12 protein-coding genes are annotated in these 23,941 nt (G+C 33.9%); 3 read left to right on the plus strand and 9 right to left on the minus strand.

Annotated features, from left to right (window positions below; all coding sequences use genetic code 11):
• Window positions 1-52: 52 nt before the first annotated feature.
• From FDM27_RS13615 to lpdA, 9 genes are all read right to left on the minus strand, one after another.
• Window positions 53-1,222 (minus strand): IPT/TIG domain-containing protein, encoded by a 1,170-nt coding sequence (locus FDM27_RS13615; RefSeq protein WP_071185546.1) that lies wholly within the window; start codon window positions 1,220-1,222, stop codon window positions 53-55.
• 26 nt (window positions 1,223-1,248) lie between these two features.
• Window positions 1,249-3,027, minus strand: coding sequence for a RagB/SusD family nutrient uptake outer membrane protein (locus FDM27_RS13620; RefSeq protein ID WP_140487276.1), 1,779 nt, complete (start codon window positions 3,025-3,027; stop codon window positions 1,249-1,251).
• Between the two features lie 17 nt (window positions 3,028-3,044).
• Window positions 3,045-6,236 (minus strand): SusC/RagA family TonB-linked outer membrane protein, encoded by a 3,192-nt coding sequence (locus FDM27_RS13625; protein ID WP_140487278.1) that lies wholly within the window; start codon window positions 6,234-6,236, stop codon window positions 3,045-3,047.
• A 504-nt stretch (window positions 6,237-6,740) separates the two neighbouring features.
• On the minus strand, window positions 6,741-10,925 hold the full coding sequence (locus FDM27_RS13630) for a two-component regulator propeller domain-containing protein (protein ID WP_140487281.1): 4,185 nt from the start codon (window positions 10,923-10,925) through the stop codon (window positions 6,741-6,743).
• A 379-nt stretch (window positions 10,926-11,304) separates the two neighbouring features.
• Window positions 11,305-12,759 (minus strand): TolC family protein, encoded by a 1,455-nt coding sequence (locus FDM27_RS13635; protein ID WP_140487283.1) that lies wholly within the window; start codon window positions 12,757-12,759, stop codon window positions 11,305-11,307.
• 7 nt (window positions 12,760-12,766) lie between these two features.
• On the minus strand, window positions 12,767-15,880 hold the full coding sequence (locus FDM27_RS13640; RefSeq protein WP_140487285.1) for an efflux RND transporter permease subunit: 3,114 nt from the start codon (window positions 15,878-15,880) through the stop codon (window positions 12,767-12,769).
• Window positions 15,881-15,910: 30 nt separating this feature from the next.
• Window positions 15,911-17,017 (minus strand): efflux RND transporter periplasmic adaptor subunit, encoded by a 1,107-nt coding sequence (locus tag FDM27_RS13645; RefSeq protein WP_071185540.1) that lies wholly within the window; start codon window positions 17,015-17,017, stop codon window positions 15,911-15,913.
• 226 nt (window positions 17,018-17,243) lie between these two features.
• Window positions 17,244-17,606, minus strand: coding sequence for a hypothetical protein (locus FDM27_RS13650; protein WP_071185539.1), 363 nt, complete (start codon window positions 17,604-17,606; stop codon window positions 17,244-17,246).
• A gap of 346 nt (window positions 17,607-17,952) precedes the next feature.
• The gene (gene lpdA / locus FDM27_RS13655) at window positions 17,953-19,356 is read right to left on the minus strand and encodes a dihydrolipoyl dehydrogenase (protein ID WP_140487287.1); all 1,404 of its coding nucleotides are present in this window, start codon (window positions 19,354-19,356) and stop codon (window positions 17,953-17,955) included.
• A 290-nt stretch (window positions 19,357-19,646) separates the two neighbouring features.
• Between lpdA and FDM27_RS13660 the strand changes: the two genes are divergently transcribed.
• The 3 genes from FDM27_RS13660 to FDM27_RS13670 all read left to right on the plus strand — a co-directional run bounded on the left by FDM27_RS13660 (window position 19,647) and on the right by FDM27_RS13670 (window position 23,927).
• Window positions 19,647-20,948, plus strand: a complete 1,302-nt coding sequence (locus tag FDM27_RS13660) for an APC family permease (protein ID WP_140487289.1) — start codon at window positions 19,647-19,649, stop codon at window positions 20,946-20,948.
• Between the two features lie 269 nt (window positions 20,949-21,217).
• Window positions 21,218-22,546 (plus strand): glycoside hydrolase family 28 protein, encoded by a 1,329-nt coding sequence (locus tag FDM27_RS13665; protein WP_140487291.1) that lies wholly within the window; start codon window positions 21,218-21,220, stop codon window positions 22,544-22,546.
• Window positions 22,547-22,631: 85 nt separating this feature from the next.
• Complete coding sequence (locus FDM27_RS13670) at window positions 22,632-23,927, plus strand: acetylxylan esterase (protein WP_140487294.1); 1,296 nt, start codon at window positions 22,632-22,634, stop codon at window positions 23,925-23,927.
• The last annotated feature ends 14 nt before the right edge of the window (window positions 23,928-23,941 follow it).

The raw sequence follows: 23,941 nt of genomic DNA on the forward strand, positions 1-23,941 counted from the left end.
AATAATAGACCAAGAATAGAGATACTCTTCTTGGCCTATAAATTACTTATCGTTACAAACCAAGGAATGTCTGAAGTTCTGCTTTATTTTTAAATGTACGTATCCAGTCTACTTCATAACCCGTTTCAGCACCTACTATATCAGCTATTTTAAACTGTCTTATTGTTAATTCGGTCTCTGTTAAATAATCCGCAGACAAATCATAATAAATAACATTTTGAGCAACAAAATCTGTTTTGTATTTATTGTTACCTACATTAATTCCTCCGGTAACGGCAGGATCAAGAATAATATTACCTACACCAGGTTTTACAGCTCCTGTTCCTGAAAAAGCAATTTTCATGGCAATGATAGGATAAGCAGGAGACTGAACCCATTTTGTTTTTGCAGTTCCTCCCGGAGAAGGGAAAATACCATTAATAATATAGTATAAATCGGCACGACGTTTACTAGCGGTAGTTCCTAATTGTGCAGGATCAAAAGTTACTTTTAGCTTTCCTTCTTCAATTTTAGATGTTGCATTTTGGGCTGGTAGCCATTGTACATCTGTTGGGTCGTCAAATTCAAAAATATACTTCCCTTTTGGAGGTGCTATTACTTTAAGTTCAGGACCGGTAATAATTTGATTTTCTAACCATACCCTTACTTTTCCTGTAACTGCACCTTTAGGAATTAATACTGCTATTTGTGTATTAGAAACAGAAACTACAGTTCCTGTAAAAGCATCTTTAACTATTCCGTCAGAGAATTTAACACTAACTTTTGATGCATCAGTACCAAAACCCTGTCCAGTAATCACCATTTGATCACCTACATTTACAGAAGTGGGTGAAACAGAAGCAATAGTAGCACCTACTAAATATTCGAAATCGGCAGTTGTGGCTGTATTTGTCCAAACTTTAACTGTAATAGGCCCTGTTCCTGCATTTTGAGGTACTCTAACAGTAACCGAAGTATCTGAATAAGTTAAAATTTCATCAGCAAGAACACCATTAAAATAGATTTTTGCAGCTTGAGAATATTCTCCAAAATTAGTACCTGTTAGAGTAACAATATTTCCAGAAGTTCCTACTGAAGGCGAAACAGAAGTTATTGTTACAGACGGATAAGTAACCAGAGGTTCTCCTGTAAAATCTTTTTCCTGATCACTACAAGAAGCCATTAGTACCATGCTAAATAATACTATTACAGCTTTTATTTTATTTTTTATAATATGATTCATATTAGTATAAGTTTAAAAGTTACTAATTAATAACCTGGATTTTGCAACAACTTAGTATTTAACTGTTGTTGTGTTGTTGACAAAGGAAATAAATAATGTTTTCGTTGAAAATTTCTATTTGCTGCCGGATCCAGTAACAAAGCGTTTAAATTTCCTTTTCCTGTAGCAACCGAAAGCTCTCCATAAGGATAAGAAGCAGGTTTATAAATAGCCGAGTTACCCTGATAGTCTGTTCCTTGAATAACCGATCCTAAAATTGGTTCATTTAATACTTGCTCTGCTATACCCCAACGTTTTAAATCATCATAACGACTATTTTCTCCAAACAATTCAATGGCTCTTTCTCTTCTAATTTCGTCTAACATATTTAAACCATTAGCAGCCACAAAAGCGTTAGTCAAAGCTGGAAGCCCCGCTCTTTGTCTAATTAAATTAATGGACTCATTTAATTGTGCATCTGTAATGCTTCCGTTTAACTCATATAAGGCTTCGGCATACATCAAATAAACTTCTGCTAATCTAATTTGAGGATAATCTGCTGATTCTGTATTAGCAGCTCTGTAAGTACCATATTTATAGGCTCTAAATTTTCTATTAGCATAACCAGAACCACTATCTCCACCCGGTCCGAATAATTTTATAGCTCCTGAAACCGGAATTGCATCGGTAGCTAAATCAACAAAATAAGATGTTAATCTGTAATCACGATTTTTATACTCATCCCCTACTTTTACATATCCTTGAAACAAAGGCGATTTATCAACTGGTAAACCGTCAGTACATAAAAACATATCCATAAACTTTCTGGAAGGAGCTAATCTTGAACCTACAGTATGACTTAAGTTTGTTCCTGCTTGTAATAACCCAAAATCGTATTTATTATAAAGAATAAACTCCTTGTTTGTTGATTTATCCAGACCTGCCGGATTAGAACCCGCATCTTCAAGATTAAATAAATAATACATACTAAAGTTATTTAGCTGTGAATTATAGTTCCATAATTGGTAGCCACCATTACTCATTACATCTTTAGTCAATGCAATTACTTCTTCTAAATAAGCAGTGGTGTTTGCTGCAGCTCCTTCACTACCTGCACCTGTTGTAATTCCATCTCCATCAGTAGTAGTACCTACATATTTTTCCCAAGTAGCCTCATATAATAGTACTCTGGCTTTAAAAGCCTCAGCTGCCCATTTGCTAAGATGTCCTTTATCTGCTCCAGAAATATTTTGTTCCAATGGTAAATCAGGAATCGCTTCTGATAAATCTTTTAAAATTTGGTTCATCACTTCATAACGACTGTTGCGTTTTCCGTATAACACCTCATCATTAATATCTACTACAGTAGTTACAATAGGTACTCCACCGTATCTTTTTAACAAAAAGAAATGATGCCATGCTCTAAAGAATTTTGCTGCTGCTACATACTGTGCAATAGCAGCTTTATCTCCTTGATATTTATCTGCAGCATTTAATAATATATTATTGGCTCTAATATATTTATATGGATTTCTCCAATAAATATCAGATACAGCTTCTACTGTGTTTCCTCTTCCTTCTTCCTGACTTAAAGAGGTCAAATCAGTACCAAAATCCATAAAATTGTATATATTACTACCATCAACAGATCTCCAACTTACCATTTTATTATAAAAATCATTGGAGGCAGCCTTAAAGTTTGCAGGTGTTTTAAAATAAGAAGCTTCCGTTTGTGCATCAAGAGGTTCTAAATCTAAGTAATCACTCTGACAGCTTGTAAATAATAATACTGAAGACAGTACTAATGTTGTTACTATATTTTTCATACTAGTCGTTTTAATAATTAAAAGGAAACATTTAATCCTAAAGAAAAGGTTCTTGTAAATGGATAGATATTATTTGAACTATCTCCAAATTCAGGATCGTATCCATCTTTAACTTTTGAAAATTCAAACAAATCATTTCCTGAAAAATAAACTCTAAACTTATCTAAACCAAAATTGCCAATTTTTAAATCATTTAAAGTATAACCTACTATTAACGATTTCAATCTGATATATTGATTGTCTTGCAAAGCAAAATCATTATTTTGCCAGTTCCAAGCTGCTCTTGTTGTATTAGCTGTCATTCTTGGATAAGCTGCATCAATATTGGTTGGTGTCCAGGTTTTTCCAATAAAAGCAGTTGTTTGACTACCATACAATGTATTGAATGGATAAGATAAGAAACCGGTTCTAAGCACATTTTGCTCTAAAACTCCCTGAAAAAAAGTTGAAATATCAAAATTACGATAGTTAGCACTCAGGTTAATACCATATACATAATGTGCTGCGGTGTCCCCCATAAATTTAACATCTTTAGCATCAATTATTCCGTCATTGTTCGAATCTACTCTCTTAGTATCTCCCGGACGTAAAACATTTAACCCTGACGGAAGTGCACCATTTTCATTAGTAGCTGCATAATAAGCATCTACTTCATCCTGTGTTTGGAAAAGTTGGCCTGTTTGATACAAGAAAATTGAATTCAAAGGATGACCTACCACACCGCTCCCATTAACTCCGGGATTAATAGCAGTTGCATTTTCTTTTTTAAGCAAAATATTTCTAGTATCTCCCATATTAGCCGAAACGCTGTATTTTAATTTACCTATTTCACCTCTATATCCTAAAGTAAACTCCCATCCCTTAGTTTCAAGCTCCCCAGCATTAGTTTTGGGCGCAGTACCTCCTAAAACATCAGGATAAATTATATCGGTCAACATACCTACATTCTTTTTAGTAAAAAAATCATAAGTACCAAATAACCTTCTATCAAAGAAACTAAAATCAGCACCATAGGTTTTCATTACAACGCGTTCCCATGAATTTTGATTAGACGTAATTCTATTAACCCAGCTTGCCGCCTGTTGCGCTGCTGTAGTTCCAAAAATAGCACTACCATTACTTATATTAGAAATATAATCATAAGTTGGAATTCCTACCTGTGATCCCATTTCTCCATAAGTATATCTTAATTTTAAATTACTTAATGGCTTGAATTTTTTTAGAAAACTTTCTTCACTAATAACCCATCCTGCTTGTATTCCTCCGAAATTATTCCACTTGTTCCCTGGTCCAAATTGTGAAGAACCATCTCGTCTTCCGCTTATCTCCAATAAATACTTATTTTTATACGAATAGTTAAATCTCGCTAAATAAGAATACAATCCTTTATGACCTCTACCTCCTGTTGCTTCAACCTTATTTTCAATAGATCCCATGTTAATATCATACACTCCATTATCAATGAAACCTAATCTATAACCATACAATCTGGTGTCTTCTGTTTTTTCAGCAGTCATTCCTAAAAGAGCTGAGAAATTATGATCATTGAATTCTTTTTCATAATTTAAAAATCCACCATAATTTTGATAAGTAATTTGTTTATTTTCCTGTCTTATTGAAGAAACTGAATTAACCGATTCAGGAGCTAAATCACCGTACCAGCTATATTGCGGAACTGTTATAACGTAATTAAGATTATTGAAAAAATCTTTATTATAAGCAACCTTAGTTTGAAAAGTTAAACCATCATATAGTTTAAAAGTAGCGGCTAAATTCATCATGATTTGATCTCTGGTCGTATTATCTCTACCACCATCAACTGTAGCAGCAACGTGATTTCTATTTCCTGCTATATTAAAGTTAGCATACCATTGTCCATAAGGATTTCTCGATGGGAAAAATGGTGGATCTTGTGATACCGAACCATCTAAGCCAGAAGAAGGTGAAGAAAGATCATATTTTAAATAAGACATATTGGTTTCTAATTTAAGCCAGCTGTTCACCGTATAATCATAATTCAATCGCACATTATACTGTTGCTTTCCATCATAAGCGGTTTGAAGTGCACCCAAATCTTCCGAGTATCCATAAGAAACTCTATAATTTGTTTTATCAGTACCACCTGAAATACTTCCGGTATGAAATGTTGAAACTGATTTACCAAACATCTCATCATATCTTGGAGAGTTAGAGATGTAAACATTACCCCAGAATTGTGTTGGATATATTCCTGCATAGCCCGTCTTCATTAACTCTAAATTTTCTTTAGACTGCCACCCCCAGTAATTAGCATTTACACCATCTTGTTCTGCAGCTTCAAGCCATACTGTTGCATATTGTTGCATAGTAGGAGTTTGTGGTCTAATCCCTAATGTATTTATTCTAGTAGTTGTTGAAACGTCTATTTTCATTTTTCCAGATTTCCCTTTCTTAGTAGTCACCATAATAACTCCATTGGATGCTCGTGATCCGTAAAGCGCAGCTGATGCATCTTTTAATACAGTAACCGATTGTATATCATCAGGATTCATATTATAAAAAGCTTCATTATTGATTGCTGGATTTCCATCAATCACAATAAGTGGAGAACCACCATTAATAGAAGTAGCTCCTCTTATTTGCAAATTAAGACCTTCCCTTCCTGGTCTGGATGAATTTCTTGTCACTACAAGTCCCGGAGTTTGTCCTTGTAAAGCCAAAGCCGGATTTGTAACAGCTCTATCCTGAAATGATTTAGCAGTAACAGTTTCAATAGAACCCGTGGAGGTCAGTTTCTTTTGAGTTCCATAAGCCACAACCACCACTTCTTCTAAAGATTTAGAATCTGAAATCATTACTACATTAAATACCGTTTTTCCAGCTACCGAAATTTCTTGATTTTGAAACCCCAGATAACTGAATACCAAAATGGATTTATCAGACGGAACACTAATAGAGAAATTTCCATCAATATCAGTCATAACTCCTTGTGTACTTCCTTTAACAACTACATTTACACCCGGAAGCCCCATATTATCTTCGGCAGAAGTTACTTTTCCTTTTATTGTTATTTGTTGTTCAGCTTCTTTTAGTACAGCTTTTTTTGAAGCGTTGAATACCCCATCATTTGCAGCAAACGATTGGGAAGAAACGCAAACAAGAAAAGACATCACCAAAGAAGGTCTAAGTCTGTTCCATAATTCGGTTTTATTCAAAACATTTATTCTCATAATGAATTTGTTTTTGTTGTTAATTAATTTAGTTAGTTAGTTTTTTTGTTTTCGTTATATTCTATGTTAAGTATAGATTGATAATAAAATTTGTGTTTTTTTAATTTCACATTTAATAGTTTTTTAGGTTAATAATTTAGATGGTCATAATTTTAAATTGGTTTTATTATTACATCACGAAATAATACTGATACAATATTAAATATTAAAGAACAACACGACTATAACACATCGTTCAAAGAGTATAATTTATAGACCATTTTAATATAATCCCCCGAAAACCTTAACAAACACAAAAATTAACACACTGAAAATCAAACAAAAAACACAAAAACACTTACTATCGTTTATACTTTTATTAAGTTTTTTTTATAGTTTACAATCTAGCTTATTTTCAGAACATAGAAGCTCCATAATTAGACAAAATCATGATAATTGAAATAAAAAAAGCCCAATTTTAATTAAAAAATTGAGCTCTCTTTTTATCATTTTATGTAAACACCCCTACTCTTCTGTCTTCTCTTTTTGATCCTGAATATACTGAGTAGGGGTAACTTTAAAAACTTCCTTAAAGGTTTTTGTAAAATAGGCTGTGGAATTAAAACCACAATTATATGCTATTTCTTTAATTGACAAATTATTGGTCAATAATAATTCGGAGGCATATTTTAATCGAATAGTCCGAATAAAATTACTTGGATTTTGTCCGGTCAGGGAACTGATTTTTCTGTAAAACTGAGATCTTCCCATTCCCATATTACCTATTAAATCATCCAACGTAAAATCGATATTGCTTACATTATCAATCACAATTTTTGTTGCCTTGTCTAAAAACTGTTCGTCCAATGAATTAATTGTAACATCTGATGAAGGAACAATTCCTCCAATGGCTGCAAAACGCTCTCTGGAACGTTTTCGGGCTTCTAATAAATTATTTACTCTGGCTCTCAAAACCGACATATTAAACGGTTTTGAAATATAACCATCAGCCCCCGTTTGATAGCCTTGTACTACATCTTCATCTAAATTTCTGGCTGTTAATAACAAAATTGGAATATGACTGATTTCGAAATCCGTTTTTACCTGATGACACAATTCAAAACCATCCATCTTTGGCATCATTACATCGCTTATAATAATATCGGGAAAATATTTTCTGATTTTTTCCAATCCTTCTACTCCATTAGCCGCTTCTTTTACCTGATACAAATCGCTTAATTCCGTTTTAAGATGATTGCGAAGTACCTTATTATCTTCAACTAAAAGAACTACCGGCTTACTGGCTTTTTCATTCTCTACGGTAGCCTTAACCGGATTCGTATTTTCATCGGCAATAGCAATTTCATATTCAGTCGATTGTAACGCATTCATTTCCTTGCCCTGTACATTCAATACTGCATTTTTTTGCTGTTTAATATCTATTTTTAAATCTGCCGGAATCACTATATTGAAAGTAGTTCCTTGTTTGTACTTGCTTTCAACCGTAATAGCTCCTTTATGCAATTCGACCAAACTTTTGGTATAATTTAACCCAATACCTGTTCCTGTTTTAGAAGAATCAGCATGAAAAAAACGTTGAAACACCTCTTTTAACTGTTTCTTTTTAAAACCAATACCCGTATCGGTAATTTTTATCTGAATCATTTTCTCGGTAATAATTGGACTAAAAAACAACCATTTATAACGCTTTCTATCAACAGTAACCTCCGACAACGAAAGCGTGACCACCCCCTCATTATCGGTAAATTTTATAGCATTAGACAATAGATTTGCCAGCATTTTTTCTATTTTATCCGGATCAAACTTTCCATAATATTCCTTTAGTTTAGAATCAAATACAAAGCTAATATTCTTACTTTTAGCCAAATCTTCAAACAAAAAGAACGTATCCTTACATAATTTAACAATATCTAAATTGGTAATTTCTAAATGAGATTTACCCAAATCCATTTTTCTTAAATCCAAAAGCTGATCTACCAAATATAATAATCGCTTACTGCTTTTTTGAATAATTACAGCCGATTTTTTTACTTCCTCAGCATCGTTAAAATGAGACAAAATTTTCTCGACAGGATTTAAAATTAAAGTAAGTGGAGTTCTGAATTCGTGAGAAACATTAATAAAGAAACGAAGTTTCATTTGGTCTAATTCATGTTCCTTCTCTTCGTTTATCTTATTGGTATAATAATCGAGTCCAAACCATATTAAAACGCCCAAAATAATAACATACAAAACATAAGCCCACCATGTTTTCCAAAAAGGAGGTAGCACCCGAACCAAAATACTTGTTTTCTCGGCATTTTTCCATTGTCCGTCTATTGAAGCCATGACTTCAAAAGTATAGTTACCCGGAGCCAGATTAGCATAATTAGCGACTCTGTTATTATCTACACTAATATATTCCTTATCCAAACCATCCATCTTATAAGCATACTTAACACGCTCCGGATTTTGATAATTTAAAGCCACAAAACCAAATGAAATATAACCTTCATTATGCTTTAACTCAATTTCTTTAAGATTTGACACTGACTCATCAAAAAGTATGCGGTCATTTAAAGCATCGCCTGCATTGATTCGCTTATTAAAAATTTTAAGTTCGGTGATAATTGGCTTCACTCTATCTGAATTCAACGAAATGTCATTTGGATAAAAAATATTGAATCCGTTAATTCCACCTACAATGATTCTCCCGTCATAGGTTTTTGCTATCGATTTACTCTGAAATTCTAATCCCTGTAATCCGTCATGAACATTAAAATTCTTGATATTCTGTGTTTTCGGATTCAATAATGACAAACCACTTTTGGTACTAATCCAAATATTCTTGTTGTTGTCTTCCTGTAGTCCAACCACTAAGTTATTAGGAAGTCCGTTTTTAGAAGAATAAGCCTGTTTGAGTTGTAGATTAATATCTAACTGATACAATCCCATATCACTCCCTATCCAGATATTTCCTTTGTAATCTTCGGTAATATGATTGATACGATTTCCTTGAATATTTTTAATCTTTATTTCCTCGAAATTGATGCTTTTTGGAATCTTCGAACTTAACGAATTTAATTTCACATAACAAAGTCCGAGCGATGTCCCCACCCACAATCGGTTTTTAGAATCTACAAAAAGAGAGAAAACAAAATTACTGATCAGGCTCTTTGGATTATTGACATTATTTTTAAACTGGTAAAACTTTTCGGTTTCAACATCAAATAAATTCAAGCCTGCTGTTGATGTTCCTAACCATAAGCGTTTTTGACTGTCTTTAGCAGCACACCAAACCGTATTTTGCCCAATAGAAAAAGGATTTCTCGGGTCGTTTTCATATCTTTTCGTTTGAGATGAATTAGTATTAAATCGATTCAATCCTCTATCCCAGGTACATACCCACAAATCACTATTATCTCCTTCTAACAGATACAAAATCTTATTAGAACTTAAAGAATTAGAATTTCCCGGAATTGCCTTGAAATGTTTAAAACTCCCATTTTTATCATCAAAAAGATTCAAACCTCCTCCATCAGTTCCTATCCAGATTCTTCTCTTACTGTCTTCAATTACTGACTGAGCTATTTTTGTACTTAAACTTTTTCCGCCATTAGCTCTGTAAAAGTGATGCCCGAATGAAGATTTAGATAACGCCAGTTTATTAATTCCTTTATTATAACTGGCAATCCAATAAATTCCATCCTTATCTTCCAATACTTTTGAAGGTTGGTTATTAGGTAAAGAAAAAGGATCGTCCTGGTTTTGTACAAGATGCTGTATCAATCCCTTATTTTTATCTAATAAATAGATTCCGCTTCCATCGGTCGCTGCCCATACCGTTCCTTTTTTATCCTGATACAAATGAAAAACAGGAATACTTTGATTAACAGGAGCGATTTTTTTAACTGTTTTTTTGTAAACATTAAACAGATAGAGATGTGCCAAATCATTTCCTATCCAAAAATTTCCTTCTTTATCCAACAAAATCTGTTTTGGCAAATGATTTAAATATTGATTAGCTTCAAAAACTATTTTAATTCGATTAAAACTATCGGTCTTGGAATTGTATTGATGCAAATTATTTCCTCCTGTTCCTATCCAAATCGTTCCTTTTTTATCCTGAATAAGATTAGTTACATTATTATTATCTATAGATTTTATATTCTTAGAATTAGTTATATAACGAGTATATTTTAAGGTACTGAAATCCGGAGCATTAACAGAAGCCAAATCCAGTTTCAATAATCCATTCTTTGTTCCCACCCATAGAATATTATTCTTTTTATCAAATAAAAGACTGTTTATTTCTTCCCTTAGATTTAATCCTTCGGTCTTTTTCTTGTATAGATTGATTCGGTAAAACTTTTGTGATTTTTTATCAAAAACATTCAATCCATTACTTGTCCCTACCCATAAATATCCCTTACTATCTTCGGTAATCGCATTAATACGATTATTACTAATGGAATGAACATCGTTTATAACAGGACGGTAAATCTCAAATTCGTAACCATTGTATTTATCCAGTCCATCAATAGTTCCAAACCACAAAAACCCCTCACTATCCTGAAATATTTCGACACTGGTGCTACTGGAAAGCCCTTTATTGGTGTCAAAATTTTCGAATTTTAAATTAGAATATTGTGCAAAACTTAAATGACTGGCCAAAAAAAACACCACCCAAATAATGATTGATTTTTTCATTAATCTGGTTTTAGATTTTATTTAAAGATAATTTATAGAAGAGCTCAAATTTATAAATTAAAAAGGAAATATTTTTCTACACTATAATTAATTTATATCTATAAGAATATTAAATCATATTACCAATCTTGATCCCCGACATTGAAGAGTATTAACATAATAAAAATATCTGCATTACAATGATTCCCTATGCAAGCCTGAATTTGGAATTCTTTTTTGGAAGTTTTAAAAAAACTCATAACCACCTGTTTTATTTCGTGCCTACAGTAATTTATTTTTTGGAAATTCAAGTTCAAAAAAATAAATTCGCTAAGAATAAAAAAAGGAAATCTCTAAACAATGAGATTTCCTTTAAGAACTAAATTCAAAAATATAACTTCTAATTTATTCCGCCACCTAAAGCTTTGTATAATAACACTTGTGATTCGGCATTTTTTAATTGAATATCAACAAAATCCAATTCGGCCTGTAATTTATTTTTTTGCGCATTGATGATTTCCAGATAATTAGCATAACCACTTAAATACAAATCGTTTGAGACATTTACAGCTATTTCAAGATGCTTAATTTCATTCGATTTGAATTTTAAAACATCTACAAAAGATTCCGTTCTATGCAGTAACGCACTCAATTCATTGTATGCTGTTGTAATCGTATTTTGATATTGCAACAACGAAATTTGCTGCTTTTTATTCGAAACAAAAAACTCTTGTTTGATTTGTCCTTTGTTAAAAACAGGAGCTGTTAATCCGCCGAGTAATTGCCAGGCAAAAGAACCGCTATCAAAAAAGGTTGAAAATGAAAACGAATTCAATCCGGCATAACCGCCCAGATTTAGAGTTGGGAAAAACGCAGCTCTTGCAGCTTTGGCATCAGCATTTGAAGCCAATAATTCGTGATAGGCTTCTGAAACATCCGGTCTTTTATGAATAATAGAATCCGCACTTACTTTTTGATTTAAAACTGCCAAATGACCTGATAAAAAGTCATTACTCCTGTCGATTTTTCCTCCATATTCACCTAAAAGATTCAACAAAGCTTTTTCGGTTTGATCAATGCTTAAATTAAGCTGTTCCGATTCTGCCAAAATATTATTGTTTTGGGCATTAAACTGCTGAACTGCTAATTCAGTAGCTTTACCAACCGATCTTTGCGAAGAAATAATATCCAATGCTTTTTTCTGCGTCTTTAAGTTTTTTTGGTAAATCACTGCTTGTTTGTCAAAAGCAATCAGTTTATAATACAAATCAGCAATATCGCTTAACAATCTCGTTTGCAACAATCGCATTCCTTCCTGTGAAGCAAAGAATCGCTGCAAAGCTGCCTTTTTGCGATTACTCAGTTTTCCCCAAATATCAGCTTCCCAAGAAACTTTTCCTCCTAAAAACACATTGGGCGTTACATCAGTATTAATTCTCTGTCTTTCTGAGATATTCTGAGAAAAATTGGTATCAAAATTCCCAACCCCATCCATGGTGTATTTTCCATAGCGGGTTCCGGAAACATCAGCCTGAATGTCTAAAGATGGTAAAAGCGCCAGCTTAGCTACTTTTAAATGTGAATTAGCAATTAAAATACGTTCCTGCATAATTAAATAATCCGGATTTTGAGCAATGGCTTTATCTAACAGTGCTTCTAATTTTGGATCTTTAAAATAGGTTTCCGTTTTTAATGGAATAAAATTTTGCAAACTATCGCTTGCTTTTTTTCTTTTCAAATCAAAATTTTCAGGCAGTTGTTTTGCTGTTAAATTTTGGTTGACTTTAGGAGCAGAACAGGCTGTAAACAGCACTATTCCTCCTAATATAATATATTTATTAATTGTGTTTTTCATTTTAAATTTATTTTTTCGTTGCTTTTTCTAATTTGGCAAACAGGATATAAAGACCCGGAATAATCACAAGTCCAAAAATGGTTCCTATAAGCATTCCTCCAGCCGCTGCAGTTCCAATGGAGCGGTTACCAACAGCTCCCGCACCAGAAGCAATACAAAGCGGTATTAATCCGGATATAAAAGCAAACGAAGTCATCAAAATAGGTCTAAAACGAAGTCGGGCACCTTCAATTGCCGCTTCGGTAATGTCTCTTCCTAATTTATTTTGAGCCATAGCAAATTCGACAATCAAAATGGCATTTTTGGCGAGCAGACCAATGAGCATGACTAGTGCCACCTGAGCGTAAATATTATTATCTAAACCAACTGCTAAAAGTGCCAAATAAGATCCAAAAACTCCAACAGGAAGACTTAATAATACCGGGAACGGAAGCAACAAACTTTCGTACTGCGCCGCCAATAATAAATACACAAACAAAATACACAACGCAAAAATGTATATGGTTTGGTTTCCAGACAGGATTTCTTCACGCGTCATTCCTGACCATTCGAGTTCAAAACGGCTTGGAAGTTTTTCAGCAGCGATTTTTTCGACCGCTGCAATCGCTTCACCTGAGCTAAAACCTGCGGCAGCTTCACCATTGATCATTGCCGACATGTACATATTATAACGTGTTAAAACCTCTGGACCATACACTCTTTCGAGTCTCATAAAAGTCGAAAACGGAACCATTTCGCCAGCATCATTCTTCAAATACATATCCAAAATACTTTCCGGATTTTGACGAAACTGTGGACTAGCCTGAACCATAACTTTATACATTTGAGAAAAACGAATAAAATTGGTTGCATAAAAAGATCCCAACATAGTCTGTAAAGTGGACATTGCATTATCTACTGAAATTCCTTTTTTAGCAGCTAAATCATAATCGATATGAATTAAATACTGAGGGAAAGTAGCATCAAAACTGGTGAATGAGTTCTGGATTTCAGGCGAGGTATTTAGCTCCTTAATGAAGTTTTTGGTTACCTCATCAGTATTGTTTATACTTCCTCCGGATTTATCTAATAATCGAAGTTCAAAACCACTGGTGTTACCAAAACCAGGAACCGTTGGCGGAGCAAAAATTTCTATCTGAGCATCGGAAATTCCTTTTGTCTTCTCGGTCAATTGCGCAATGAAATCAGTAACTGAAATATTGCGTTCTTTCCAGTCTTTTAGGTTAATCATTCCCATTCCATACGAAGCACCTGCAATTTCAGTTACAATACTATATCCGGCAAGGGTTGTTACGTTATCAACACCTTTTATTTCTTTGGCAATTCTGGTAACTTCGTCTAATGCTTTTTCGGTACGTTCTACCGTTGCACCTTGTGGCGTTGTTACACTCACATAAACCATTCCCTGATCTTCTGAAGGAATAAATCCTGACGGTAAAAATTTACTTGTTCCCCAGGTTAACAAGCAAAAAAGAACTAACAAACCAAGAGTAATCGAGGTTCGATCAGCAAACTTCATCAATACTTTGATGTATTTGGAAGTAATCTTATCAAACCAATTATTAAAGCGGTGAAAGAAACGATCCAACATTGATTTTTTCTCTTTATTTGGATCATGTGCTTTTAGCATAATAGCACACAAAGCTGGTGTAAGCGTCAACGCATTAACACCTGAAATCACAATACTTATTGCCATGGTCAATGAAAATTGCCTGTAGAAAACCCCAACAGGACCACTCAGGAAAGCCACAGGAATAAACACCGCAGCCATCACAATCGTAATCGCAATAACAGCTCCGGTAATTTCTTTCATTGCACTAATGGTCGCAGGCAGTGGTTCCATGTGTTCTTCGGAGATTTTTACATGGACGGCTTCGACAACAACAATTGCGTTATCTACCACAATTCCTATCGAAAGTACCAATGCAAAAAGCGTCAATAAGTTGATTGAGAATCCCATCATCGACATAAAAGTAAACGAACCTATAAGCGCCACAGGAACTGCTAATACCGGAATTAAGGTAGAACGCCAGTCTTGCAAGAAAAGAAAAACTACAAAAGCTACCAGAATAAAAGCTTCAATTAAAGTTCTTAAAACCTCATCTATCGAAGCATCTAAAAAACGGGAAACATCATAAGCAATATTATAGTCCATTCCCGGTGGGAAAGAAGTTCCTTTTAATTCCGCCATTTTTTCTTTAACGCTGGCAATTACTTCAGATGCATTCGAGCCCGGACGTTGTTTCAGCATGATGGATGCCGAAGGTTTTCCATCAGTTTTAGAAACCATTCCGTAACTCATGGCACCAAATTCAATTTTCGAAATATCTTTCAATCTTAAAATAGTTCCATCAGTATTAGCTCTTAACGGAATTTCTTCATATTGACTTGGTTCAAAAAATTTTCCGCCATATTTAATAACATATTGCAATTGACTATCTAATTGTCCTGAACCTTCACCTACTTTTCCCGGCGCAGCAGAAATATTTTGTTTTTGAAGTGAACTAATGACTTCATTTGCCGAAATATTATATGAAAGCATCTTTTGCGGATCCAGCCAGACACGCATCGAATATTCTTTTTGCCCCATAATTTCGGCACGTCCAACACCATCAATACGTTTTAATTCCTGAAGAATATTAATATCGGTAAAATTGAAAATAAACTGTTCGTCCTGAGTTTTATCTGTACTTGTTATATTCAAATACATCAACATACTGTTGACCTCTTTTTCGGTCGTAACTCCGGCACGAATTACCTCTTCGGGAAGTTCGTCAAGTATCGTAGTAACTCTGTTTTGAACGTTTACCGCAGCTAAATCAGGATCAGTTCCTACTTCGAAGAAAACCTGAATTAACGTCAAACCATCATTTGAAGTAACCGTTGACATATATGTCATTCCAGGAACTCCATTGATGGCTCTTTCTAACGGGAGAGCAACAGCATTAGCAGAAACCTCTGCGTTGGCTCCTGTATATTTTGCTGTAACAGTTACAGACGGTGGTACAATATCGGGGAATTGTGTTATGGGAAGCTGGAACAACGCCAACAATCCTAAAAGTACTATCATAACCGAGATGATTAATGATAATATCTTTCTTTTGATAAACATTTCTATCATTTTCTTTTCTTTTAAGAATGTATAATTGAATTACAGGTTTGCAACTTTCGTTTCTTTAATATTGATTTTGTCGCCGTCGCGTAAGGACTGAATACCTTCCTGAACAATTAAATCATTATTTTTCAAACCTTTATTCAATATATATACATCATCAAGAGTACTTCCGATAGTGATGTTAGTCATTTTTACAATGCCTTCTTTATCCACCAGAAATACAAATTGTTTGTCCTGAATAGAAAAAACAGCTTTTTGGGGAATGACAATTGCATTATTTTTTGGCTCTGAAATTATTAGTTTTCCAGAAGTTCCGTGTTTGATAAAACCTTGTGGGTTGTGAAATTTAGCTTTGTATTGAATAGAACCTGTTTGTCTGTCTATATCTCCATCGGCAGTTCTAAGTTCTCCTTTTTGATTGTAAACAACACCATTTGGTAAAACTAATTCGATATCACCTTTCGCATTCAGGCTCTTGTTTGTTATCATTTGGAAATAGGTGTTCTCAGGAATTGAGAAATAGGCATATACATCATCCAGTTGAGAAACCGTTGTTAAAAGCGAACCATTTTCGACTAAACTTCCTTCTTTAAACGGAATACGATCTACTGTGCCGTCAAATGGCGCACGAATTGTCGTAAAACCTATTTGTTGATCAATCGCTTTTTTCTCGGCAGCAGCGTGAGCAACTTTGGCAGCCGCCGCTTCATATTTTGCTTTAGCCAATTCTAATTCGTTATTGGCAATTACTTTTTTATTAAAAAGAGTTTGAGCTTGTTCTCGCTCAACAGTGGCTATTCTTAAATCGGCCATAGCACTTTTGTAAACAGCTTGTGCTTTTAGCAATTGTATTTGAAGTTCTACATCACTTATTTTAAATAACAGTTGGCCTTTTTTTACTTTTTGTCCTTCACTTACATATACTTTTTCCAACAATCCCGGAATTCGAACATGAATTTCGACATTATTTTTGGCATGTACATCGGCAACAAATCGGTTGGAGACAATGGTATCTTTTAATGTAACTTTATATACTGGTACCGTTTTTATACTATTGATTTTTGTTTTGTTTTTATCTCCACACGAGACTAAAACGAATAATGATAAAATAGACAGAAAAAATGATTTTTTAAAATTGCTCATAATTAATTTATTATAATTTATATAGACAGATAGCTCCCGAATGTATAGAATACAGGGAGTTTACAAATAAGTTAAAAGGATAAAATGAAAAATTGCGTTTACTCCATTTTCAGGAAGCAACGAATAAATTGAATATTTTTATAAAAGAAATTATCTTAGTGATATACAAAGATATTGCAACCGAAAAACATCGGTGCATTATAAAAACAAAGAAGTTATTTTAAAACTAGAACAATTGATATAAATGAAGATGGATGTGTTGCTGAATTTGATAGAGACTTGCAGCACTAAAAATGATGTTTTCCTTTAAAAACTTAAGTCCAACAAAATTTGTGTAATAAATATTTTTTAAGACACGTGTTTTTGAATCTTCAACACGTGTTTTTGCCTTCTTTTTAAGAATAAAATGCATCTTTATGTCACAAGACATCGATACTGAAGATGATTCAACCTGAGAAACATCCGAATCTAAAAAAATATCTTTTGTTAGGCAATTATTGGATTCAGAAGAATATTTATACAATTCTACACCACCACAAAAAGTGAGCAGTGACAAAATAATGATATAGATAAACTTAATAGATTTCATAAATTTAAAGAATCAAACTTTTCTTTTTAGTCTCTCAAAAAAATATAGATTTATAAATATTTTGACGCCAAATATAGCCATTTGAGAAGTTAATGTTTCTTAATTTTTCTTTAAAAAAAGACATTTCTAAGAAGCTTAATGATAAAATAACCAGTCTGTAAAATTTAGTATTTCTATCTAATCAGATAATCATTTTATTTAGTTTAATGAAGACTAACAAATCCTCGAAACAGGATTTGCCTTAAATGATATAAAAAGAAGTTTAAATCAATTTATTTAAGAACCAGACAAAAAAAATAGGCTGCCTTTTCGGACAGCCTATTTGTTAATATTAAAAGAGTTTACACTAAACGTGTATCGCTCTGTTTTCAGTTGCTGCTAATGCTGCTTCTTTTACCGCTTCCGCAAATGTAGGGTGAGCGTGTGACATTCTTGAAATATCTTCAGCAGAAGCTTTGTATTCCATTGCAACTACAGCTTCTGCGATTAAATCAGCAGTTCTGGCACCAATCATGTGAACTCCAAGAACTTCATCTGTTTTAGCATCAGCAAGGATTTTTACAAAACCATCTAAATCAGCACTTGCTCTTGCACGTCCTAATGCTTTAAATGGGAAACTTCCTGATTTATAAGCTACTCCAGCCGCTTTTAATTGCTCTTCTGTTTGTCCAACAGCTGCAACTTCCGGCCAAGTATAAACCACTCCCGGAATTAAGTTATAATCGATATGTGGTTTTTGACCCGCTAATATTTCAGCAACCATCGTTCCTTCTTCTTCTGCTTTATGAGCTAACATTGCACCACGTACTACATCACCAATAGCATAAATATTAGAAGCAGAAGTTTGTAAATGATCGTTTACTTCAACCTGACCTCTTTCAGAGATTTTAACTCCAGCAGCTTCAGCGTTCAATCCATCTGTGTAAGGACGACGACCCACAGACACTAATGAATAATCTCCTTCTAAAGTAATTACTTCACCTTTTGCATTTTCTGCTTTCACAGTAACTACATCACCAGCTCTTTCAACTGATTGTACTTTGTGAGAAGTATAGAATTTCATTCCTTGTTTTTTCAATACTTTTGTCAACTCTTTAGACAAAGCACCGTCCATTCCCGGAATAATTCTGTCCATGAATTCCACTACAGAAACCTGAGCTCCTAAACGTAAATACACCTGACCTAATTCGATACCAATAACCCCACCACCAATAATTACAAGGTGTTTAGGCACTTCAGTTAAACTTAAAGCCTCAGTAGAAGTGATGATTCTTTCTTTATCAATTTTAATAAATGGTAAAGAAGATGGTTTAGAACCAGTAGCAATAATTGTATGTTTAGCTTCAATAGTTTCAGAAGTTCCGTCAGCTTTTGCAACAGCCACATGAGTTGCATCAACAAAAGAACCTAAACCATTAAAAACAGTAATATTATTTTTATCCATCAGGTAGTTGATTCCACCGGAAGTTTGATCTACAACTGCTTTTTTACGGGCAATCATTTTCTCTAAATTAACTTTTACTTCTCCGGAAACCTCGATTCCGTGATCAGCAAAATGAGCAATTTCAGCATAATGGTGAGAAGAAGACAACAAGGCTTTTGAAGGAATACATCCTACATTAAGACAAGTTCCTCCCAATGTGGAATATTTTTCGATAATAGCTGTTTTGAAGCCTAGTTGCGCACAACGAATCGCTGATACATATCCTCCAGGTCCAGAACCTATAACGACTACGTCAAATGAATTCATAGTATATTGTTTTTTATTATTTTTTAAATTCTCGAAGAGCAAAAATAGGGAATTCTGTTTTGTTTAAAGTTTAAAAAATGAGATATTTTGTTAGGTTTTTGTAATGCTTTTTATGGTTTTAAACCAAAATACAAATTATTTTAAAACTATAAAGTCAGCTAAAACAGTTATAAAAGATAAAATCCTATTGTAAAATGTTGAATTTATAATCCAAACGCATTTCTTTAGTGAATCAAAATCTTTTTTGCATAACTTCGTTTTTTTAACCAATTATTTGTAATTCCAAAAAAATGACCCATAAAGAAGAAGAGTTCAAACGAACCATAGGCGTAATCGGTTTATCAGCTAATATTATGAATGTAATCATTGGTGCCGGAATTTTTGCTCTTCCTGCCATTGTTGCAGCATCCATGGGAGCTTCAAGCATTATTGCTTATGTTTTTTGCGGAATTTTAATGGCACTTATCATGCTCTGTTTTGCCGAAGCAGCCAGTAAGGTAACCCAAACAGGCGGAGTTTACTCCTATATCGAAACTGCTTTTGGTCCTTATGCCGGTTTCCTGGCGGGAATTTTTACCGTTGGCGGTACGCTTCTTGCTGATGCTGCCGTTTCTAACGCTTTGGTAAATGTATTGAGTTCGACGCATCCTGTTTTTCAGGAAGAATGGATGCGAATACTATGCTTAACTACTGTTTTTTTGGGTCTGGCATCTATTAATGTTATTGGTGTAAAACAAGGTATTGGTTTGGTAAAAATTAACACCGTTGCTAAGTTAATTCCGTTATTATTACTCGTTATTTTTGGATGGGAAGCGGTTGCTGTCAACAATCTCACTATCGAAAGTTTTCCCGATATTCAGCAACTGGGCAAAACTTCTCTGGTTTTATTTTTTGCATTTCAGGGTTGCGAATCCGGAATTGTGGTTTCGGGAGAAGTTATTAATCCTAAACGTACTATTCCCAAAGCAATTTTTATTAGTATTTCGGCAATCGTAGTACTCTATATGCTAATCCAAACCGTGGCTCAGGGAGTTCTAGGAAACCAATTACCACAATTTACCGCTACTCCACTTGCCGCAACCGCCAACGTGATTTTTGGACCAATCGGTTTTGTGATTCTAACTGTTGGAGCTGGGATATCGATGTTCGGATTTTTAAGCGGTGATATATTAAACAATCCCAGAACATTGTACGCACTGGCTCGTGACAAAGTAATTCCAATAAATGCCTTAGCCAAAATCCATCCATCATTTGCAACTCCCTATCTATCCATTATTGTTTATGCTTTACTTGGATTTTTAATTGCAGTAACCGGAAGTTTTGAAAGTTTAGTAGTAATTGCAAGCAGTTCAGTATTAATAGTTTATTTAGGAGTGGTGTTTTCGGTAATAAAATTGCGCTATTCCCGAGAAACAAAAGCAGACGAATTTACAATTCCGGGCGGATTAACAGTTCCAATTCTTTCCATCGTTATTATTCTTTATTTTTTATCCAATTTGGCTCAAAATGAGATCATTGGAACACTGATTGCAATTGGAATTTTATCGGTCATTTATGCTTTAATCCGTTTTTCGAAGAAAAAAATAAGCTAGATTAATTTATTCCCTAACACGAATTACACCAATTTACACAAAACACAATTCGTTTTAATTTCACCAATCTGTCATAGGCTGATAAAATTGGTGCAATTTGTATTCAATCATTTTCTAGCTATAGTATCCTGCCTGCCATGCAGGATGAAGATTAGCTTATAATTTTCATATCTTCGTTTCTTCCAAAAATTTAAAGTCTTTAATAAACTAAATAGTAAAAAGGCATTCTTTTTGTGAACAGCAAGCTTTATTAACCTTTATCAAAAAAAATGAAAAAAATCTGTTTATTGATTATTGCCTTATTGGCAATTGTACCACAAACATTTTCGCAAAAAAACAACAAAAATGTTTTCCCTGACGGAACTAAAATGTCCGACTGGTTTTTAGATGCTACAAAAATAAACCCCAGTGATTTAGGTAAATTTTATACCGTAACCGATTATGGCACCCTAAACGACAGTACAATTGTACAAACTAAAGCCATCCAAAAAACAATTGATGAAGCGTATCGTAACGGTGGTGGAGTTGTAGTAATCCCAAAAGGAACTTTCATGAGCGGGGCTTTGTTTTTTCATCCTAACACCCATTTACATGTTTCAGAAGGAGCTATTTTAAAAGGTTCTGATAATATTATTGATTACCCTATAATGCCTTCCAGAATAGAAGGACAAAGTATTGAATATTTTCCTGCCTTAGTTAATGCTTATGGTAACAATGGTTTTACTATTACTGGTAAAGGGGCTATTGATGGAAATGGTTTGAAATACTGGGAAGCTTTTTGGCAAAGAAGAAAAGAAAATCCGAACTGCACCAATCTTGAGGTTTCCAGACCCCGTTTAGTATTTATCTGGAAGTGCGACAATGTTCAGGTACAGGACGTAAAATTGCGTAACTCCGGATTCTGGACCAGCCACTACTATCAGTGCAATAATGTAAAAGTGCTTGATGTACGCATCACTTCTCCTCATGCACCTGTAAAAGCGCCAAGTACAGATGCTATCGATATTGACATTTGCAAAAACATGTTAATTAAAGGTTGCTATATGGCTGTAAATGATGATGCTATTGCATTAAAAGGCGGAAAAGGTCCATGGGCTGACAAAGATGCCAGCAATGGAGGAAACGAAAATATTATTATTGAAAACTGTGACTTCGGATTCTGTCACGGGGCATTAACAAGCGGTAGTGAAGCTATTCATAACAAAAACATCTTAGTGCGCAACTGTACTGTTAATAATGCAATACGTCTTTTGTGGCTTAAAATGCGTCCAGACACACCTCAAAGATACGAGTACATTACTGTTGAAAACATTACTGGTTATGCTAAAAGTATGATTTATGTAAAACCCTGGACTCAGTTTTTTGATTTAAAAGGAAGAAAAGATGTTCCGCTATCGTATTGTGATAATATTATCATGAGAAATATAGACATCAAATGTGATGTTTTTTACGATATGAAAATTACAGAATATGATAAGTTAACCAACTTTACTTTTGAAAATTTAAAAGTAGAAGCTAAAAATGATGACATAGATAAAAGTATCATTAAAGGTTTAAAACTTAAAAACGTAGTTGTTAATAATAAAGTAATTAAATAATTACTGTAACATAGCTATTCAAATCACCAAAGGGTATAATTTAAATCATTATGCCCTTTGCTTTTTTAAAACCATTTAATAAATTATGAAACTACTCTCCTATTTTTCATTATTTCTTTTGCTTTTGACCGCTAAAACTAACGCTCAAAACACTCCGGCTCCGATAAAACTGGTTCAAATTATGCTAACCGCCGATTATCCCGATTGGAATTACAAACTCAATGAAGAAGCTACAATAAAAGTTAGCGTACTTAAGTATGGTTCGCCAGTTGAGAATGTAGAAATCGAATACCAATACGGTCCGGAAAAATTAAATCCGGAAAAAAAAGGAATACTTGCATTAGCAAATGGTGTTGGCGAAATCAACATTGGAACAATGAATATTCCCGGTTTTCGTCAATTAAGAGTACAGACAAAAATTGATGGTTATGTGTATAAAAATGAAATTAATGTGGGTTTTGCTCCTTTTGAAATCAAACCCACAGTCAATTTACCAAAGGATTTTGATGCTTTTTGGGAAAAGGCAAAAGCCGAAAACAGCAAAATCCCGATGGATGCTGTAGTTAATCACAAACCGGAATTATCTACTGCAAATGTCGATGTTTATTTGGTTCGCTTACAAAACTATAAATTAGGTCAATACTTTTATGGGTATTTGAGTAAACCTAAAGACGATAAAAAACATCCCGTTTTATTCAATCCACCGGGTGCGGGAGTAAAAAAAATAGTTCCTGTAACTACTTATGCCGAAAAAGGTTTTATCAGTTTCACAACCGAAATTCATGGTGTTTCCCCTGAAATTAACGATGCTGATTTTGAATCCACAAGAGCAAAACTAAAAGATTATTGGGCTATTCATTTAGATGACAAAAACAATTATTATTATAAAAAAGTGTATTTAGATGGTGTTCGCGCTATTGATTTTTTAACCAGTCTTCCAGAATTTGATCAAAAAAATATAGTAGTTACCGGTGGAAGTCAGGGTGGTGCATTAACTATTGTGGCTGCCGGAATTGACAAAAGAGTGACTTATATTGCTTCATTTTATCCTGCTTTAAGCGATAATACAGGTTATTTAAACAACAGATCGGCCGGATGGCCTTTTATGTTTAGTGATAAATACCAAAACAATACCCCTGAAAAAATAAAAACAATGGAATATTATGATGTGGTAAATTTTGCCCGAAAAATTAGTATTCCCGGTTTTTATTCTACCGGATATAATGACAATACCTGCTCTCCTACTTCTACTCTTTCGGCGTTTAATTCTATAAAAGCACCTAAAGAAATTGTAATTACTCCTATTTCGGCGCATTGGAGATTTGCTGAAACAGATGACAAATCAATCCAATGGTTACAAGAAAAATGCGGAATTGAATAACAAAACCCTTCTTA

Origin of the sequence: Flavobacterium sp. GSA192, assembly GCF_006386525.1 — a bacterium.
GTDB lineage: Bacteria > Bacteroidota > Bacteroidia > Flavobacteriales > Flavobacteriaceae > Flavobacterium > Flavobacterium commune.

Bases quoted from the DNA above. Each gene is read 5' to 3' on its own strand.
- FDM27_RS13615 (WP_071185546.1), bottom strand. From the start codon at position 1,222: ATGAATCATATTATAAAAAATAAAATAAAAGCTGTAATAGTATTATTT.
- FDM27_RS13620 (WP_140487276.1), bottom strand. From the start codon at position 3,027: ATGAAAAATATAGTAACAACATTAGTACTGTCTTCAGTATTATTATTT.
- FDM27_RS13625 (WP_140487278.1), bottom strand. From the start codon at position 6,236: ATGAGAATAAATGTTTTGAATAAAACCGAATTATGGAACAGACTTAGA.
- FDM27_RS13630 (WP_140487281.1), bottom strand. From the start codon at position 10,925: ATGAAAAAATCAATCATTATTTGGGTGGTGTTTTTTTTGGCCAGTCAT.
- FDM27_RS13635 (WP_140487283.1), bottom strand. From the start codon at position 12,759: ATGAAAAACACAATTAATAAATATATTATATTAGGAGGAATAGTGCTG.
- FDM27_RS13640 (WP_140487285.1), bottom strand. From the start codon at position 15,880: ATGATAGAAATGTTTATCAAAAGAAAGATATTATCATTAATCATCTCG.
- FDM27_RS13645 (WP_071185540.1), bottom strand. From the start codon at position 17,017: ATGAGCAATTTTAAAAAATCATTTTTTCTGTCTATTTTATCATTATTC.
- FDM27_RS13650 (WP_071185539.1), bottom strand. From the start codon at position 17,606: ATGAAATCTATTAAGTTTATCTATATCATTATTTTGTCACTGCTCACT.
- lpdA (WP_140487287.1), bottom strand. From the start codon at position 19,356: ATGAATTCATTTGACGTAGTCGTTATAGGTTCTGGACCTGGAGGATAT.
- FDM27_RS13660 (WP_140487289.1), top strand. From the start codon at position 19,647: ATGACCCATAAAGAAGAAGAGTTCAAACGAACCATAGGCGTAATCGGT.
- FDM27_RS13665 (WP_140487291.1), top strand. From the start codon at position 21,218: ATGAAAAAAATCTGTTTATTGATTATTGCCTTATTGGCAATTGTACCA.
- FDM27_RS13670 (WP_140487294.1), top strand. From the start codon at position 22,632: ATGAAACTACTCTCCTATTTTTCATTATTTCTTTTGCTTTTGACCGCT.